This window comes from Hydrogenophaga sp. R2, from assembly GCF_049843595.1.
Taxonomy (GTDB): domain Bacteria; phylum Pseudomonadota; class Gammaproteobacteria; order Burkholderiales; family Burkholderiaceae_C; genus Hydrogenophaga.
Genome location: NZ_JBBHZN010000002.1, coordinates 42,876 through 57,912, shown reverse-complemented (window position 1 = coordinate 57,912; position 15,037 = coordinate 42,876). Strand labels below are relative to the sequence as shown.

Genomic DNA, 15,037 nt, shown 5'->3' with positions numbered 1-15,037 from the left:
GCGACAAGTTGTCGCGCGACAAGTTGTCGCACCGTGCATGACAACTTGTCCCTTCGCTGAGGGATTTAGAGGGAACGTGATCGGCCAAAGCACGGTTTGCAAAGCAGTCCTGAAGCTTTTGTGACCAGTCGTCACACGATCGTGTTCTGGCACGGATCTCGCTTTGCTGTGGGTTGGAATATGCAGTCTTCAGCACAGGGGGCGGTCCGGGGCTGTGGTCCCCATGGCGACAGGTGCCGGAGGGGGTTTCACGCGGTTGCACGGTGTTCAGGCGGGCGGTAGAGTCGCGCCCTATGCAAAGTACCCGCATGTGGTTCGCGGGTGCCCGAGTTCAACCTGGAGACATGCATGACCAAGTCCCCCCGCGCTGAAGGTGAAGGCCAGTCCCGCCTGAGCCGTCGTACCCTGTTTGCCGGTGCCTCCACCGTCGGTGCACTGGCTGCTGCAGCCACCGTGCTGCCCCGCGTGAGCGCTGAGGCGCCCGCCGCTGCCGAGGCCAAGCCCGCGCCCACCAAGGGCGGCGGCTACAGCCTCTCGGCCCACGTCAAGCAGTACTACCAGACCACCCGTCTGTAAGCCGGCTCCCGTTTTTTCCGTCCCCCACGAACCGTTCCGCCGCCGTGACTTCTGCCCGCGCAGGGGTCGCACAGGCTCATCAGGAGGCATGCAAATGCTGCTGACCAAAAAGAATTCCTCTGCGGGTGGTCATGTTGCCCACGGGCACTCCACCTTCGTGCACAACCTCAAGCGTGGCCTGTCGGCCGCGCTGCCCACCATGGACCGCCGCGCCTTCCTGCGCCGCTCGGGCCTGGGCGTGGGTGTCGGCCTGGCGGCAACCCAGCTCTCGCTGGTGAAGAAGTCGCACGCGGCCAGCGGCAAGTCGATCGACGGCACCGGCAAGATCGAAGTGCGCCGTACCGTCTGCACCCACTGCTCGGTGGGCTGCGCCACCGACGCCATCGTCGAGAACGGCGTGTGGGTCCGTCAGGAAGCGGTGTTCGATTCCCCGATCAACCTGGGCGCCCACTGCGCCAAGGGCGCTGCCCTGCGTGAGCACGGTCACGGCGAGTACCGCCTGCGCTACCCGATGAAGCTGGTCAACGGCAAGTACCAGCGCATCAGCTGGGACGAGGCCTACAACGGCATCGTGGCCAAGATGAAGGCCCTGCGCGAAGCCAGCGGTCCGGACTCGGTCTACTTCATCGGTTCGTCCAAGCACAACAACGAGCAGGCCTACCTGCTGCGCAAGTTCGTCAGCTTCTGGGGCACCAACAACTGCGACCACCAGGCCCGCATCTGCCACTCCACCACGGTGGCCGGTGTTGCCAACACCTGGGGTTATGGCGCCATGACCAACTCGTACAACGACATGCAGAACAGCAAGTGCGCGTTGTACATCGGCTCCAACGCCGCCGAAGCCCATCCGGTGTCCATGCTGCACATGCTGCACGCCAAGGAAAACGGCTGCAAGATGATCGTGGTCGATCCGCGCTTCACCCGCACCGCCGCCAAGGCCGACGAGTACGTGCGCATCCGCTCCGGCACCGATATCCCGTTCCTGTTCGGTCTGCTGTACCACGTGTTCAAGAACGGCTGGGAAGACAAGAAGTACATCAATGACCGTGTCTACGGCATGGATGACATCAAGAAGGAAGTCCTGGCCAAGTGGACCCCGGCCGCCGTGGAAGAAGCCTGCGGCGTGAAGGAAGAGCAGATGTTCAAGGTGGCCAAGATGCTGGCGGAAGCCAAGCCGGCCACCATCGTGTGGTGCATGGGCCAGACCCAGCACACCATCGGCAACGCCATGGTGCGTGCCTCGTGCATCCTGCAGCTGGCGCTGGGCAACATCGGCGTGAGCGGCGGCGGCACCAACATCTTCCGTGGCCACGACAACGTGCAGGGCGCCACCGACGTCGGCCCGAACCCCGATTCGCTGCCGGGCTACTACGGCCTGGCCGCCGGCTCGTGGAAGCACTTCGCTGCCACCTGGGGCGTGGACTACGAGTGGATCAAGAAGCAGTACGCCGAAGGCACGATGGAGAAGCCCGGCATCACCGTCTCCCGCTGGATCGACGGCGTGCTGGAGAACAACGAACTCATCGACCAGGGCCCGAACCTGCGCGGCGTGTTCTTCTGGGGCCACGCACCCAACTCCCAGACCCGTGGTCTGGAGATGAAGCGCGCGATGGACAAGCTCGACCTGCTGGTCGTGATCGATCCGTACCCGTCGGCCACCGCGTCCATGGCCGCCATGCCCGGCAAGCCGGAAGACCTGAACCCGAACCGCGAGGTGTACCTGCTGCCCGCAGCCACCCAGTTCGAGACCAGCGGTTCGTGCACCGCCTCCAACCGCTCCATCCAGTGGCGCGAGCAGGTGATCGAGCCCCTGTGGGAGAGCCGCACCGACCACATGATCATGTACCAGCTGGCCCAGAAGCTCGGCTTCGACCAGGAACTGGTCAAGAACGTGAAGCTGGTCAAGGGCAAGGGCGGCATGGACGAGCCGCAGGTGGAAGACATCCTGCGCGAGATCAACAAGTCGGTCTGGACCATCGGCTACACCGGCCAGAGCCCGGAGCGCCTGAAGGCCCACATGCGCAACATGGGCGCCTTCGACGTGAAGACGCTCAAGGCCAAGGGCAAGGTGGTGGACAAGGAGACCGGCTACGACATGACCGGCGACTACTTCGGTCTGCCCTGGCCCTGCTACGGCACCCCGGAGCTCAAGCACCCCGGTTCGCCGAACCTGTACGACACCTCCAAGCACGTCATGGAAGGCGGTGGCAACTTCCGCGCCAACTTCGGTGTGGAGCGCAACGGCGCCACCCTGCTGGCTGAAGACGGTTCCCACTCGGTGGGTGCCGAGATCACCACCGGCTACCCCGAGTTCGACCATGTGCTGCTCAAGAAGCTGGGCTGGTGGGGCGACCTGTCGGAAGCCGAGCAGAAGGCCGCCGAAGGCAAGAACTGGAAGACCGACCCGACCGGCGCGATCATCCGTGTGGCCATGAAGCACGGCTGCCACCCGTTCGGCAACGCCAAGGCCCGCGCCGTGGTGTGGAACTTCCCGGACGCCATCCCGCAGCACCGCGAGCCGGTCTATGGCACCCGCCCGGACCTGATCGCCAAGTACCCCAGCCACGACGACCAGAAGACCCGCTGGCGTCTGCCCATCCTCTACAAGTCGCTGCAGGCGAAGAACGTCGAGGAGAAGATGCACGAGAAATTCCCGCTCATCATGACCTCGGGCCGTCTGGTCGAGTACGAGGGTGGTGGCGAGGAAACCCGCTCCAACCCGTGGCTGGCCGAGCTGCAGCAGGAGATGTTCGTCGAGATCAACCCGGCCACCGCCACCGCCCGCGGCATCCGCAACGGCGAGCGCGTGTGGGTGACCACGCCGACCGGCGCCCGCATCAATGTGCAGGCCCTGGTGACCGAGCGTGTGGGTGCCGACACCGTGTTCCTGCCGTTCCACTTCTCGGGCCGCTGGCAGGGTCAGGACATGAAGCCGTACTACCCGGATGGCGCCTTCCCGGTGGTGCGTGGTGAAGCCGTCAACACGGCCACCACCTATGGCTACGACATCGTGACGATGATGCAGGAAACCAAGACCACGATCTGCAATGTGGAGCGCGCGTAAGCGGCCGGCCCACTGCAACAGGAGAACAACATGGCACGTATGAAATTCATCTGTGACGCCGAGCGCTGCATCGAGTGCAACGGCTGCGTCACCGCCTGCAAGAACGAGCACGAAGTGCCCTGGGGCGTGAACCGCCGCCGGGTGATCACCCTCAACGACGGTGTGCCTGGCGAGAAGTCCATCTCGGTGGCCTGCATGCACTGCAGCGACGCACCCTGCATGGCCGTCTGCCCGGTGAACTGCTTCTACCGCACCGACGAAGGTGTGGTGCTGCACGACAAGGATGTGTGCATCGGCTGCGGCTACTGCTCGTATGCCTGCCCGTTCGGCGCACCCCAGTTCCCGTCGCAAGGCACCTTCGGTGTGCGCGGCAAGATGGACAAGTGCACCTTCTGCGCCGGCGGCCCCGAGGCCCACGGCAGCCAGACCGAGTTCGAGAAGTACGGTCGCAACCGCCTGGCCGAGGGCAAGCTGCCCGCCTGCGCCGAGATGTGCTCGACCAAGGCCCTGCTCGCCGGTGACGGCGACGTGGTCGCCGACATCTTCCGCACCCGTGTCCTGACCCGCGGCAAGGGTGCCGAGGTCTGGGGCTGGGGCACCGCCTACGGCACCGCACAAGGACAGAAATCGTGATCAAGCGCCTGACCCTCACCTCTGCAGCGCTGGCCGCGCTGCTGGCCCTGGCTGCCTGCGGCGACAAGCCGCAGGAAATCTCCGGTTCCGGCGTCAAGCAGGACGGCGCACCCTACACCGGCGTCGGCAAGAGCCAGTACGCCCAGGGCGGCTGGACCACCGGCGACAAGACCAGCTGGGAACAGCAGCTCAAGGCCCGCGCCCAGTACGGCCAGAACGACTACGCGCGTGTCGGCGCCCAGCCCAAGTAAGGTGGTTCCATGACCATTTCCCTGACCTCCCTCTGGCGGTCCGTGCTGGTGGCCTCTGCGCTGTTGATCGGCGCGGGTGCCTCGGCCCAGACGCTGAAGGTGGACCCGGCCGACGCTGCCCCGGCAGCGGCACCGGCCCCCTCCAGCCAAGGCGGCATCAAGGGCGCGAACATCTTCGAGATCGCGCCCGATGCCGACAAGGACCCCAACTACGCCAACCAGACCAATGCCGAACGCAAGCAGGTCCAGCCCGGCAACAACGCGCCCATGTGGCGTGACGTGGGCCAGGGCGGCGTGACCGGCACCACCAGCCTGCCCTACCTGGAGTACGGCAACCTGGTGCAGGGCTTCGTGAAGTACCCCGGCTCCAACTTCACCACCGCCGGTGAAGCCTGGCGCCAGGTGCGCAACAACTGGATCATCCCCTACGGCGGCTCGCTGCTGGTGATTGCAGGTGTGGCGCTGGCCCTGTTCTACTTCGGCAAGGGCACCATCCAGCTGCACGGCCAGGAAACCGGCCGGGTGATCGAGCGCTTCACCTATGTCGAGCGCGCTGCCCACTGGGTGAATGCCATCGCCTTCGTGGTGCTGGCCATCTCCGGCATCGTCATGGCCTTCGGCAAGTTCTTCCTGCTGCCCGTCATCGGCTCGACCCTGTTCGGCTGGCTGACCTACGCGCTGAAGAACGTGCACAACTTCGTGGGTCCGCTGTTCGCCGTGTCGCTGATCGTGGTGTTCTTCACCTTCCTCAAGGACAACTGGCCGAGCAAGGAAGACTTCCAGTGGCTGATCAAGGCCGGCGGCCTGTTCGGCAGCGAGGAAGTGCCTTCGCACCGGTTCAACGCCGGCGAGAAGCTGGTGTTCTGGGGCGGCGTGTTCTTCCTGGGCATCATCGTGGTGGCCTCCGGCGTGTTCCTGGACAAGATCGTCCCGGGCGTCGAGTACACCCGCGCCAACATGCAGATCGCCCACATGTTCCACGGTGTGGCCACCGTGCTGATGATGGCCATGTTCATGGGCCACATCTACATGGGCACGGTCGGCATGTCGGGTGCCTACAAGGCCATGAAGACCGGCTACGTGGACGAGACCTGGGCCAAGGAGCACCACGAGCTCTGGTACAACGACATCAAGGCCGGCAAGATCCCCGCGCAGCGCACCGCCAAGGCGGCTGCCGATGCCGAGCCGGCCAAAGCCTGATCCCCGGAGACACACACATGAAACGCAGCATCCTTCTGCTCTCCCTGCTGGTGTCCGGCGCGGCATTCGCCAAGCTGCCGGCCCCGGTGCTGACCGACGAGGCCAAGGCCAAGGCGGCCGAAGCCGCCGCCAAGACGGCCCACGGCAACAAGGTCGCCGCCTACCAGCTGTGCAAGTCCATGGACAAGGCCGCCGCCAACCACTTCAAGACCACCGCCGGCCAGGGCAAGTCGCCCACCCCCGGCGCACCGGCCTGCGTGGACCCCGGCCCGTTCGTGTACACCCCGGCTCCGGCCGCGCCCGCTGCTGCTGCCGCACCGGCGGCTCCGGCTGCCCCCGCCGCAGCGCCCGCCAAGAAGAGCTGATCCCCTTGGCTCCCTGCAGAAGAGGCCCTCCGGGGCCTTTTTTGCTGTCCGCTCCGCGATACTCTCCACCCCATGACCACCACCACGGCCCCGGCGGCGCTGCCGCAACTCTCGAACGCCCAGGCACCGCTCACCCGCACGGTGGAGGTGGTCAACGAGTTCGGCGTGCGCAGCGAGGTGTCCATACCGGCCGAGCGCGATCTCACGGTCTATGTGGACAAGCGTGAGCTGGTCACCCTCATGACCCTGGGCGCTCACCCCGAATGGCTGGTGCTGGGTTACCTGCTCAACCAGCGGCTGGTGCAGTCGGTGGACGAGATCGCCGCCATCCAGGTCGACTGGGACGTGTCGGCAGCGGTGGTCACCACCCGTCAGGGCATTGCCCGCATCGAGGAGCGCACCGCGAAGAAGGTGGTCACCACCGGCTGCGGGCAGGGCAGCGTGTTCGGCGGCCTCATGGACGAGGTCGACCGCATACGCCTGCCTGAAGGCGTTCTGCGCCAGTCGCAGCTCTATGCCATCGTCAATGCCATCCGCCTGAAGGAAAGCACCTACAAGTCCGCCGGATCGGTGCACGCCTGTGCCCTGTTCCGGGGTGACGAGCTGCAGCTGTTCGTGGAGGACGTGGGCCGCCACAACGCGGTCGACACCATCGCCGGCTGGCTGGCGCTGCAGGATCCCTCGGTCGGCGCGTCGGCCGCAGCGGCGACCACCGCCCTGCAGCCGCCGGGCCTGGACAAGGTCTTCTACACCACCGGGCGCCTCACCAGCGAGATGGTCATCAAGAGCGCGCAGATGGGTGTGGCCGCCGTCGTCTCGCGCAGCGGCATCACCCAGATGGGCCTGGAGGTGGCGCAGCGGGTGGGCCTGTGCGCGGTGGGCCGCGCCACCAACCGGCACTTCTTCTGTTACGCCAACCCGCAGCGCCTGCTGCTCGATGCGGTACCTTCTGCCCCTCCGACTTTCGAAAAGACGACATGAGCCGCGACGTTCACATCATTGACCACCCCCTGGTGCAGCACAAGCTCACGCTGATGCGCCGCAAGGACACCAGCACCAAGAGCTTCCGCGAGCTGGTGCACGAGCTCTCCGCCCTGCTGGCCTACGAGCTCACGCGCGACATGCCCATGCAGGAGATCGAGATCGAGACCCCGCTGGAGAAGATGACCTCGCGCGTGATCGACGGCAAGAAGATCGTGCTGGCCTCCATCCTGCGGGCCGGCAACGGTTTCCTGGACGGCATGCTGCAGGTGCTGCCGGGCGCCCGCGTGGGCCACATCGGCCTGTACCGCGATCCGGCCACGCTCAAGGCGGTGGAGTACTACTTCAAGATGCCGCAGGACATGCACGAGCGCGACGTCATCGTGCTCGACCCCATGCTGGCCACCGGCAACTCGGCGGTGGCCGCGGTGGACCGCCTCAAGCAGACGAACCCGCGTTCCATCCGCTTCGTGTGCCTGGTGACCTGCCCGGAAGGCATCCGCACCTTCCACGACCACCACCCCGACGTGCCCGTCTACACCCCGGCCGTGGACCGCGGTCTGAACGAGCACGGCTACATCGTCCCCGGTCTGGGTGACGCCGGCGACCGGATCTTCGGCACGAAATGACGGGGTTTTCCCGATGCGATAAGGTCGGCCCATGCCTCCCACCTCCGCATCGCTGCCCATCCGTTTCTGGACCCTGGGCTGGTCTTCCCTGATCCGTGACTGGCGCGCCGGCGAGCTGCGCCTGCTGGTGCTGGCGGTCACGCTGGCCGTGGCCGCGCTCACGGCGGTGTCCTTCTTCGCCGACCGGCTGCAGGGCGGCCTGGCGCGTGATGCCCGTGCCCTCATCGGCGGCGATGCCGTGCTGGCCAGCGACAACGCCCCGCCCCCCGAGTTCGAGGCCCGTGCCCGCGAGCTGGGCCTGAGCACCGCCCGCACCCTGGGCTTTCCCACCATGGGGCGGGCCAGCGACGAGGACGGTGGTGCAGCGCGTCTGGTGGCGCTGAAGGCCGTGTCCGAGGGCTACCCCCTGCGGGGCACGCTGCGTGTGGCCAGCGGCCCGGACGCACCGGACGAAGCCGTGCAGGCCATTCCCCGCCCCAGCACCGTGTGGGTCGACGCCGCCTTGCTGGTGGCCCTGGACCTGCGCATGGGCCAGAGCCTGCTGCTGGGCGACTCCCGCTTCACCATCGACCGCGTGCTGGTGGTCGAACCCGATCGCGGCGCCGGCTTCATGAGCTTCGCGCCGCGCGTCATGCTCAACGAGGCCGACCTGCCGGCCACCGGCCTGGTGCAGCCCGCCAGCCGCCTGACCTACCGCCTGGCCGTGGCCGGGCCGGATGCCGCTGTGGCCACTTTCAGCCGCTGGGCGCAGGAGCGCATCGACGCCACCGGCGTGCGCGGCACCCGGCTGGAGTCGCTGGAGGGTGGCCGGCCCGAGATGGAGCGCACCCTGGAGCGCGCCGAGAAATTCCTGAACCTGGTCGCCCTGCTGGCCGCACTGCTGTGCGCCGTGGCCGTGGCCATTGCCGCACGCGGCTTTGCCCAGCGCCACCTGGACGACTGCGCCATGCTGCGCGTGCTGGGCCTGTCGCAGGGCACCATGGCCCGGGCCTACACGCTCGAGTTTGCGCTGGTCGGCCTGTTCGCCAGTGCACTGGGCGTGCTGCTGGGCTTCGTGGTGCACCACGTCTTCGTGCTGCTGCTGGCCGGGCTGGTGGAAGCCAGCCTGCCGGCCCCCGGCATCACGCCGGTGCTGCTGGGCCTGGGCATGGGTCTGACGCTGATGCTGGCCTTCGGCCTACCGCCGGTGCTGCAGCTGGCCCAGGTGCCGCCGCTGCGGGTGATCCGCCGTGACGTGGGTCAGCTCAAGCCGGCCACGCTGGGCGTGCTGGGTCTGGGCGTGGCCGGTTTTGCGGCTCTGCTGCTGGCGGCCAGTCGCGATCTGCTGCTGGGTGCCATTGCGGTGGGGGGCTTTGCGGCAGCGATTGCCGTGTTTGCGGTGGTGAGCTGGCTGGCGGTTCGGCTGCTGCGGGCCAGCGTCAACGAGGCCACCGCGCCACGCGCGCTGGTCATGGCCACGCGCCAGCTCTCGGCCCGCCCGGTGTTTGCGGTGGTGCAGGTCAGCGCCTTGTCGGTGGGCCTGCTGGCCCTGGTGCTGCTGGTGCTGCTGCGCACCGACCTGATTGCCAGCTGGCGCAACGCCACACCGCCCGATGCGCCCGACCGCTTCGTCATCAATGTGCAGCCCGAACAGGCCGAGCCGTTCCAGCAGGCGCTGCGCAGTGCCGGTGTGAAGGACTTCGACTGGTACCCCATGATCCGGGGCCGGCTGGTCACCATCAATGGCCGCAGCGTGGTGCCGTCCGACTTTGCCACCGACCGGGCGCAGCGCCTGGTGGAGCGCGAGTTCAACCTCTCCAACACGCCGGTGCAGCCCGACCACAATCCGGTGGTGGCCGGCCGCTGGACCGAAAACGAGGCGGGTGCCATCAGCGTGGAAGAAGGTCTGGCCGAGGAGCTGGGCCTGAAGCTGGGGGACACCGTGGGCTTCGACATGGCCGGCATCGTGACCGAGGCCCGGATCACCAGCCTGCGCAAGGTGGACTGGGGTTCGCTGCGGGTGAACTTCTTCGTCATCTTCCCCGTGGCCACCGTGCCCGATGTGCCGGTGACCTACATCAGCGCCTTCCGGGCACCCGCCACGCGCGGTTTCGACAACACCCTGGTGCGGCAGTTTCCGAACATCACCAACGTGGACATGAGCCAGACCATTGCCCAGGTGCAGCGGGTGTTGGGGCAGGTGATTGCGGCGGTGGAATTCCTGTTTGCCTTCACCCTGGCGGCCGGTCTGGTGGTGCTGCTGGCAGCGGTGACCGCCACCCGGGGCGAGCGCGAACGCGAGTTCGCCATCCTGCGTGCGGTGGGCGCCGGCTCGGCGCTGCTGCGCCAGGTGCAGCGGGTCGAGCTGCTGGGTGTGGGCCTGCTGGCCGGCTTCCTGGCCTCGGTGGTGGCGGTGGCGGTGGGCTGGGCGCTGGCGAAATACGCTTTCCAGTTCAGCTGGACCGCCTCGCCCTGGGTGCCGCTGGCCGGTGCCCTGGCCGGCGCGGTGCTGGCCCTGCTGGCCGGCTGGTGGGGCCTGCGCAGCGTGCTGCGCACCCCGGTGGTGGAAACCCTGCGCAAGGCCGCAACCTGACATGACCGATCTGCACATCCCCCAGGAAAAACCGCCCTTCGACACGCCGTTCGAATGGATCGGCGGCGAAGAGCGCGTGCGCCTGCTCGTCGACCGCTTCTACGACCTCATGGACATCGAGCCCGGCTATGCCGAGCTGCGGCATGCCCACGGCAACACGCTGGACGGCGCCCGCGACAAGCTGTTCTGGTTCCTGTGCGGCTGGCTGGGCGGCCCGCAGCACTACACCGGGCGCTTCGGCCATCCGCGCCTGCGCATGCGGCACATGCCGTTTGCCATCGGCATCCAGGAGCGCGACCAATGGCTGGCGTGCATGGACCAGGCCATGGGCGAGACCGGTGTCGACCCCGCGCTGCGCCAGCGCCTGAACCAGAGCTTCTTCCAGACCGCCGACTGGATGCGCAACACCCCCTGAAACCTCTGTCTCCGATGAACCCGACCCGACGCCAGTGGCTGCAAGCCGCCGCCGCCGTGCCGTTGCTCAGTGCCTGCGGTGCGCTCCCCCTTCACGACACGGCCGCTCCCCGCCGGCTGAACGCTGCACCGGCCCGTCTGCCGGTGGCCGGGCAGGGCGGGCTGGACGTGTGGGCCTATGACGGCGCCGTGCCCGGCCCGGTGCTGCGCTACCGCCGCGGCGACTGGCTCGACATCGAGCTGCACAACCGCCTGCCCGATGCCACCACCATCCATTGGCACGGCATCCGCCTGCCCAACGCCATGGACGGCGTGCCCCACCTCACCCAGTCGCCCATCGAGCCGGGCGAGCGCTTCCGCTACCGATTCCAGCTGCCGGACGCCGGCACCTTCTGGTACCACCCCCACCTGGGCACGGCCGAGCAGGTGGAGCGCGGTCTGGCCGCAGCCCTGATCGTCGACGAAGACCGCCCCTACCCGGTGGACCAGGACATCGTCTGGCTGCTGGACGACTGGCGGCTGGACGAGCAGGGCCGCATCGCCGACGACTTCTACCGCTTCCACGACGTGGCCCATGCCGGCCGACTGGGCCAGAAGATCACGGTCAACGGTACCGAGCAGCCCACCCACATGCTGCAGACCGGGCAACGCATCCGCCTGCGCCTGATCAATGCATCGAACGCGCGCATCTACCAGCTCGCGCTGGACGGCCTGCCGGGCTGGCTGATCGCCCGCGACGGCGTGCCGGCTGCCTCCGCCATCGCCTGGGAAGGCCCGATGCTGCTGGGCCCCGGCATGCGTGCCGACATGGTGATCGACGCCCGGCGCCCCGGCCTGTTCGAGCTCAAGGACGAGCAGTCGCGCGGCGCGGTGGTGCTGGCCCGGCTGGCGGTGCAGGGGCAGCCCGTGACCACACCACGGCCCGCCCCGGTGCCGCCCCCCATCGAAGGTCTGCCCCCGCCGGTGCTGGCCGGGGCGTTCGAGCAGACCATCGTCATCGGTGGTGGAGCCCGCAGCCGCGACGGCTGGCCGCAGCAGACCGAGGCCGAGCGGGCTGCCCGCCGCCAGCGCCGCGAGGCCGGATCGCGCGAGGCCGACCCCGCCTGGACCCTCAATGGCGTGGCCCACACCGACCACCATCACCACCACGCGCCCCTGTTCGCGGTGGACCGTGGCCGCACCGTGCGCCTGAGCTTCGACAACCGCACCGCCTGGTGGCACCCCATGCACCTGCACGGCCACCACTTTCAGGTGCTCTCACGCAATGGCCAGCCGTTGCCCGACCAGCCCTGGCGCGACACCGTGCTGGCCGCCCCGGGCGACCGGCTGGAAGTGGCCTTCGTGGCCGACAACCCCGGCAAGTGGCTCATCCACTGCCATGTGCTGGAGCACCATGCGGGCGGCATGGGCACGGTGTTCGAGGTGCGGGGCTAGTTCTGCCGGTTGGCCGGATCGATCCGCCGCTCGCGGTCGGCCGGCTGCAGCAGCACCACCAGCGCACCGGCGCCGCCCTCGGCCGGGCGGGCCTGCACGAAGGCCAGCACCTCGCGCTTCTGCACCAGCCAGCGCAGCACCCGGGTCTTGAGCACCGGGGTGCGGCCGGGTGAGCCCAGACCCTTGCCGTGCACCACGCGCACGCAGCGCAGGCCGTGGCGGTGGCATTCGCGGATGAACTGTCCCAGGGCCTCGCGGGCTTCGTCGATGCGCAGCCCGTGCAGGTCGATGTGGCGCTGGATGCTCCATCGGCCTTCGCGCAGCTTGCGCACCACGTCCGGCCCCAGACCGGGGCGGCGGTAGCTCAGCAGGTCGTCGGTGTGCAGCAGGGTCTCCACGTCGAACTCGTCCGACAGGGCTTCGTGCATGACCCGTGCCTCATCGAGCTGGCGCTGCACCGGCAGGGTGGACGGCGCCAGCGGGCGGTGTTCGACCCGTCCATGGGCCGGCAGCCGCACCACCGGTCCCACCGCCATCTCGAACAGCCGCTGCTCGCGCTCGCGCCGGCGCTCGGCCTCGCGGCGTGCAGCCTCCTCGGCCGCCAGCCGGGCGGTGTGCTCGGCCATGGCGCGGCGGATCTGCTTGAGCTCGGCCAGCGACTGGATCTTCATGCCGTCGATTGTCGTGCCGCCCCGCCGGATCGGGTGGCAGGACCGGGCATGTCCCTCAGACCAGACCCATCTCGGCCATGGAGGCCACCCGGTGGCGCGTCACGATGAAATGGTCCAGCACCCGCACGTCCACCAGCGCCAGCGCATTGCGCAGCATGGCGGTGAGCGATTCGTCGGCCCGCGACGGCATGCACTGGCCGCTGGGGTGGTTGTGGGCCAGCACCACCGAGGCCGCCTGGTGGTGCAGGGCGCGCACCACCACCTCGCGCGGGTACACGCTGGTCTGGTTCAGCGTCCCCCGGAACATCTCCTCGCAGGCCAGCAGGCGCAGGCTGCTGTCGAGGAAGACCACCGAAAACACCTCGTGCGGCAACGAGCCCATGCGCAGCTGCAGGTAGTCGCGCACCGCCATGGCGTTGTCCATCACGGGCGCCTGCCGCATCTCCTCGTGCAGCGATCGCCGCACCAGCTCCAGCACCGCCAGCAGCTCGGCCCGCTTGGCCGGGCCCAGCCCGCGCACGGTGGCCAGTTCGCCCGGTGTCGCCTGGAGCAGGCCACGGATGCCGCCGAAGCGGTCCAGCAGGTCCTGGGCCATGTGCAGCACATGCCGCCCGGGCAGCCCCGTGCGCAGCAGGAGGGCCAGCAGCTCGGCGTCGGCCAGGGACTGGGGGCCATGGCTCAGCAGCTTTTCGCGGGGGCGGGCCTGGGCGGGAAGGCCCTTGAGGCCGGGAATGGCGATCTCCTGCATGGCGGCTCCGGGAAGAAGGGGGCGGTCTTTTTACAATACGGGTTTTGTCGGTACACCCCGACGTGTCCTCCTTCAGCCCTCCCGCCATGTCCCAGGTCCAAGACGGTTCCTTCCTCACCCTGCACTACCGCATGTCCGATCTGCAGGGCCGGGCCTACATCGACACCTTCTCGGGGGCGCCGGCCACGCTCAGCCTGGGGTCCGGTCAGCTCTCGCCCGCCATCGAGCAGCGGCTGATCGGCCTGGAAGAAGGCACCCGCACCGTGATCGAGCTGGCCGCCGGCGAAGCCTTCGGCGAGCGCCAGCCCGAGATGCTGCAGTGGGTGGCCCGCAAGCTGCTGAACGAGCTGGGCGACCCGCACGAGCGCTATGCACCCGGCGACGTGGTGCAGTTCCCCACGCCCGACGGGCAGGGCACCTATGCCGGCGCGGTGCGCGAGGTGCGCGAGGATGGCGCCGTGCTGTTCGACTTCAACCACCCGCTGGCCGGCCAACCGGTCCGGTTCGAGGTGCAACTCATCGGGGTGCTGTGATGCCGCTGCAGGACATTGTGCTGGCCGAACCGCGCGGCTTCTGCGCCGGGGTGGACCGTGCCATCGAGATCGTGGAGCGCGCCCTGGCCAAGTTCGGCGCCCCCATCTATGTGCGCCACGAGATCGTGCACAACACCTACGTGGTGAACGACCTCAAGGCCAAGGGGGCGATCTTCATCGAGGAACTGTCCGAGGTGCCGCCCGGTGCCACGCTGGTGTTCTCGGCCCACGGCGTGAGCAAGGCCATCCAGCAGGAGGCGCAGCGCCGCGGCTTTCATGTGTTCGACGCCACCTGCCCGCTGGTCACCAAGGTGCATGTGGAGGTGGCCAAGCTGCACCGCGAGGGTTTCGAGTTCATCATGATCGGCCACAAGGGCCACCCCGAGGTCGAGGGCACCATGGGCCAGCTGGAGAGCGGCATCCACCTGGTGGAAGACGTGGCCGACGTGGCCCGGGTGCAGCCCGCCCAGACCGAGAAGCTGGCGGTGGTCACGCAGACCACGCTGTCGGTGGACGACGCGGCCGAGATCGCCGCCGCGGTGAAGGCCCGCTTCCCGAACGTGCGCGAACCCAAGCAGCAGGACATCTGCTACGCCACCCAGAACCGGCAGGACGCGGTCAAGCTGCTGAGCCCGCAGGTGGACGTGGTCATCGTGGTGGGCAGCCCCACCAGCTCCAACAGCAACCGCCTGCGCGAGGTGGCCCTGAAGCTCGGCACCCGCAGCCACATGGTCGACAGCGCCGACGAACTGCGCGCCGAATGGTTCGACGGCGCGGTGCGTGTGGGCCTGACCGCCGGCGCATCGGCCCCGGAGATCCTGGTGCAGCAGGTCATCGAACGCATCAAGGCGCTGGGCGCCATCTCGGTGCGCTCCATGGACGGTCTGGTGGAGACCACCAAGTTCCCGCTGCCCAAGGGCCTGCGTCTCGACGGCGCTCCGGACGCCTGAATCCATTCCCTCATCC

General features: G+C 68.3%; 15 protein-coding genes. 13 read left to right on the top strand and 2 right to left on the bottom strand.

Features of this window, described 5'->3' with window-relative positions:
- Positions 1 to 348: 348 nt before the first annotated feature.
- The 11 genes from WD026_RS08730 (at position 349) to WD026_RS08680 (ending at position 12,119) form a co-directional block, all read left to right on the top strand.
- Positions 349 to 576: a formate dehydrogenase gene (locus WD026_RS08730; protein WP_425723282.1), complete on the top strand. Its 228-nt coding sequence runs from the start codon at positions 349 to 351 to the stop codon at positions 574 to 576.
- Positions 577 to 670: 94 nt separating this feature from the next.
- Entirely contained in the window at positions 671 to 3,640 is a 2,970-nt protein-coding gene (locus tag WD026_RS08725) for a formate dehydrogenase subunit alpha (RefSeq protein WP_425723281.1), read from the top strand.
- A gap of 30 nt (positions 3,641 to 3,670) precedes the next feature.
- Positions 3,671 to 4,273, top strand: a complete 603-nt coding sequence (gene fdh3B, locus WD026_RS08720) for a formate dehydrogenase FDH3 subunit beta (RefSeq protein ID WP_086122147.1) — start codon at positions 3,671 to 3,673, stop codon at positions 4,271 to 4,273.
- Positions 4,270 to 4,524: a hypothetical protein gene (locus tag WD026_RS08715; protein ID WP_425723280.1), complete on the top strand. Its 255-nt coding sequence runs from the start codon at positions 4,270 to 4,272 to the stop codon at positions 4,522 to 4,524. Before fdh3B ends, WD026_RS08715 begins: the two co-directional genes overlap by 4 nt.
- A gap of 9 nt (positions 4,525 to 4,533) precedes the next feature.
- Positions 4,534 to 5,724, top strand: coding sequence for a formate dehydrogenase subunit gamma (locus tag WD026_RS08710; protein WP_425723279.1), 1,191 nt, complete (start codon positions 4,534 to 4,536; stop codon positions 5,722 to 5,724).
- 17 nt (positions 5,725 to 5,741) lie between these two features.
- On the top strand, positions 5,742 to 6,089 hold the full coding sequence (locus WD026_RS08705) for a hypothetical protein (RefSeq protein WP_425723278.1): 348 nt from the start codon (positions 5,742 to 5,744) through the stop codon (positions 6,087 to 6,089).
- A gap of 72 nt (positions 6,090 to 6,161) precedes the next feature.
- Complete coding sequence (locus WD026_RS08700) at positions 6,162 to 7,070, top strand: formate dehydrogenase accessory sulfurtransferase FdhD (protein WP_425723277.1); 909 nt, start codon at positions 6,162 to 6,164, stop codon at positions 7,068 to 7,070.
- Positions 7,067 to 7,699, top strand: a complete 633-nt coding sequence (gene upp, locus WD026_RS08695; RefSeq protein WP_425723276.1) for a uracil phosphoribosyltransferase — start codon at positions 7,067 to 7,069, stop codon at positions 7,697 to 7,699. The genes WD026_RS08700 and upp overlap by 4 nt, the downstream gene beginning before the upstream one ends.
- A gap of 31 nt (positions 7,700 to 7,730) precedes the next feature.
- Positions 7,731 to 10,271: an ABC transporter permease gene (locus WD026_RS08690; RefSeq protein WP_425723275.1), complete on the top strand. Its 2,541-nt coding sequence runs from the start codon at positions 7,731 to 7,733 to the stop codon at positions 10,269 to 10,271.
- Position 10,272: 1 nt separating this feature from the next.
- Positions 10,273 to 10,686, top strand: a complete 414-nt coding sequence (locus tag WD026_RS08685; protein ID WP_425723274.1) for a group II truncated hemoglobin — start codon at positions 10,273 to 10,275, stop codon at positions 10,684 to 10,686.
- Positions 10,687 to 10,700: 14 nt separating this feature from the next.
- Positions 10,701 to 12,119, top strand: coding sequence for a multicopper oxidase family protein (locus tag WD026_RS08680; protein WP_425723273.1), 1,419 nt, complete (start codon positions 10,701 to 10,703; stop codon positions 12,117 to 12,119).
- On the opposite strand, the gene WD026_RS08675 is transcribed toward WD026_RS08680, so the two are convergent.
- Positions 12,116 to 12,790 (bottom strand): Smr/MutS family protein, encoded by a 675-nt coding sequence (locus tag WD026_RS08675; RefSeq protein ID WP_425723272.1) that lies wholly within the window; start codon positions 12,788 to 12,790, stop codon positions 12,116 to 12,118. The genes WD026_RS08680 and WD026_RS08675 overlap by 4 nt on opposite strands.
- Before the next feature lie 55 nt (positions 12,791 to 12,845).
- Complete coding sequence (gene radC, locus WD026_RS08670; RefSeq protein ID WP_425723271.1) at positions 12,846 to 13,538, bottom strand: RadC family protein; 693 nt, start codon at positions 13,536 to 13,538, stop codon at positions 12,846 to 12,848.
- Between the two features lie 86 nt (positions 13,539 to 13,624).
- On the opposite strand from radC, the gene WD026_RS08665 reads away from it, so the two are divergent.
- Together WD026_RS08665 and ispH are read left to right on the top strand one after the other, a co-directional pair.
- Positions 13,625 to 14,071, top strand: coding sequence for an FKBP-type peptidyl-prolyl cis-trans isomerase (locus WD026_RS08665; protein ID WP_425723270.1), 447 nt, complete (start codon positions 13,625 to 13,627; stop codon positions 14,069 to 14,071).
- The gene (gene ispH / locus WD026_RS08660; RefSeq protein WP_425723269.1) at positions 14,071 to 15,021 is read left to right on the top strand and encodes a 4-hydroxy-3-methylbut-2-enyl diphosphate reductase; all 951 of its coding nucleotides are present in this window, start codon (positions 14,071 to 14,073) and stop codon (positions 15,019 to 15,021) included. Before WD026_RS08665 ends, ispH begins: the two co-directional genes overlap by 1 nt.
- Positions 15,022 to 15,037 lie beyond the last annotated feature (16 nt).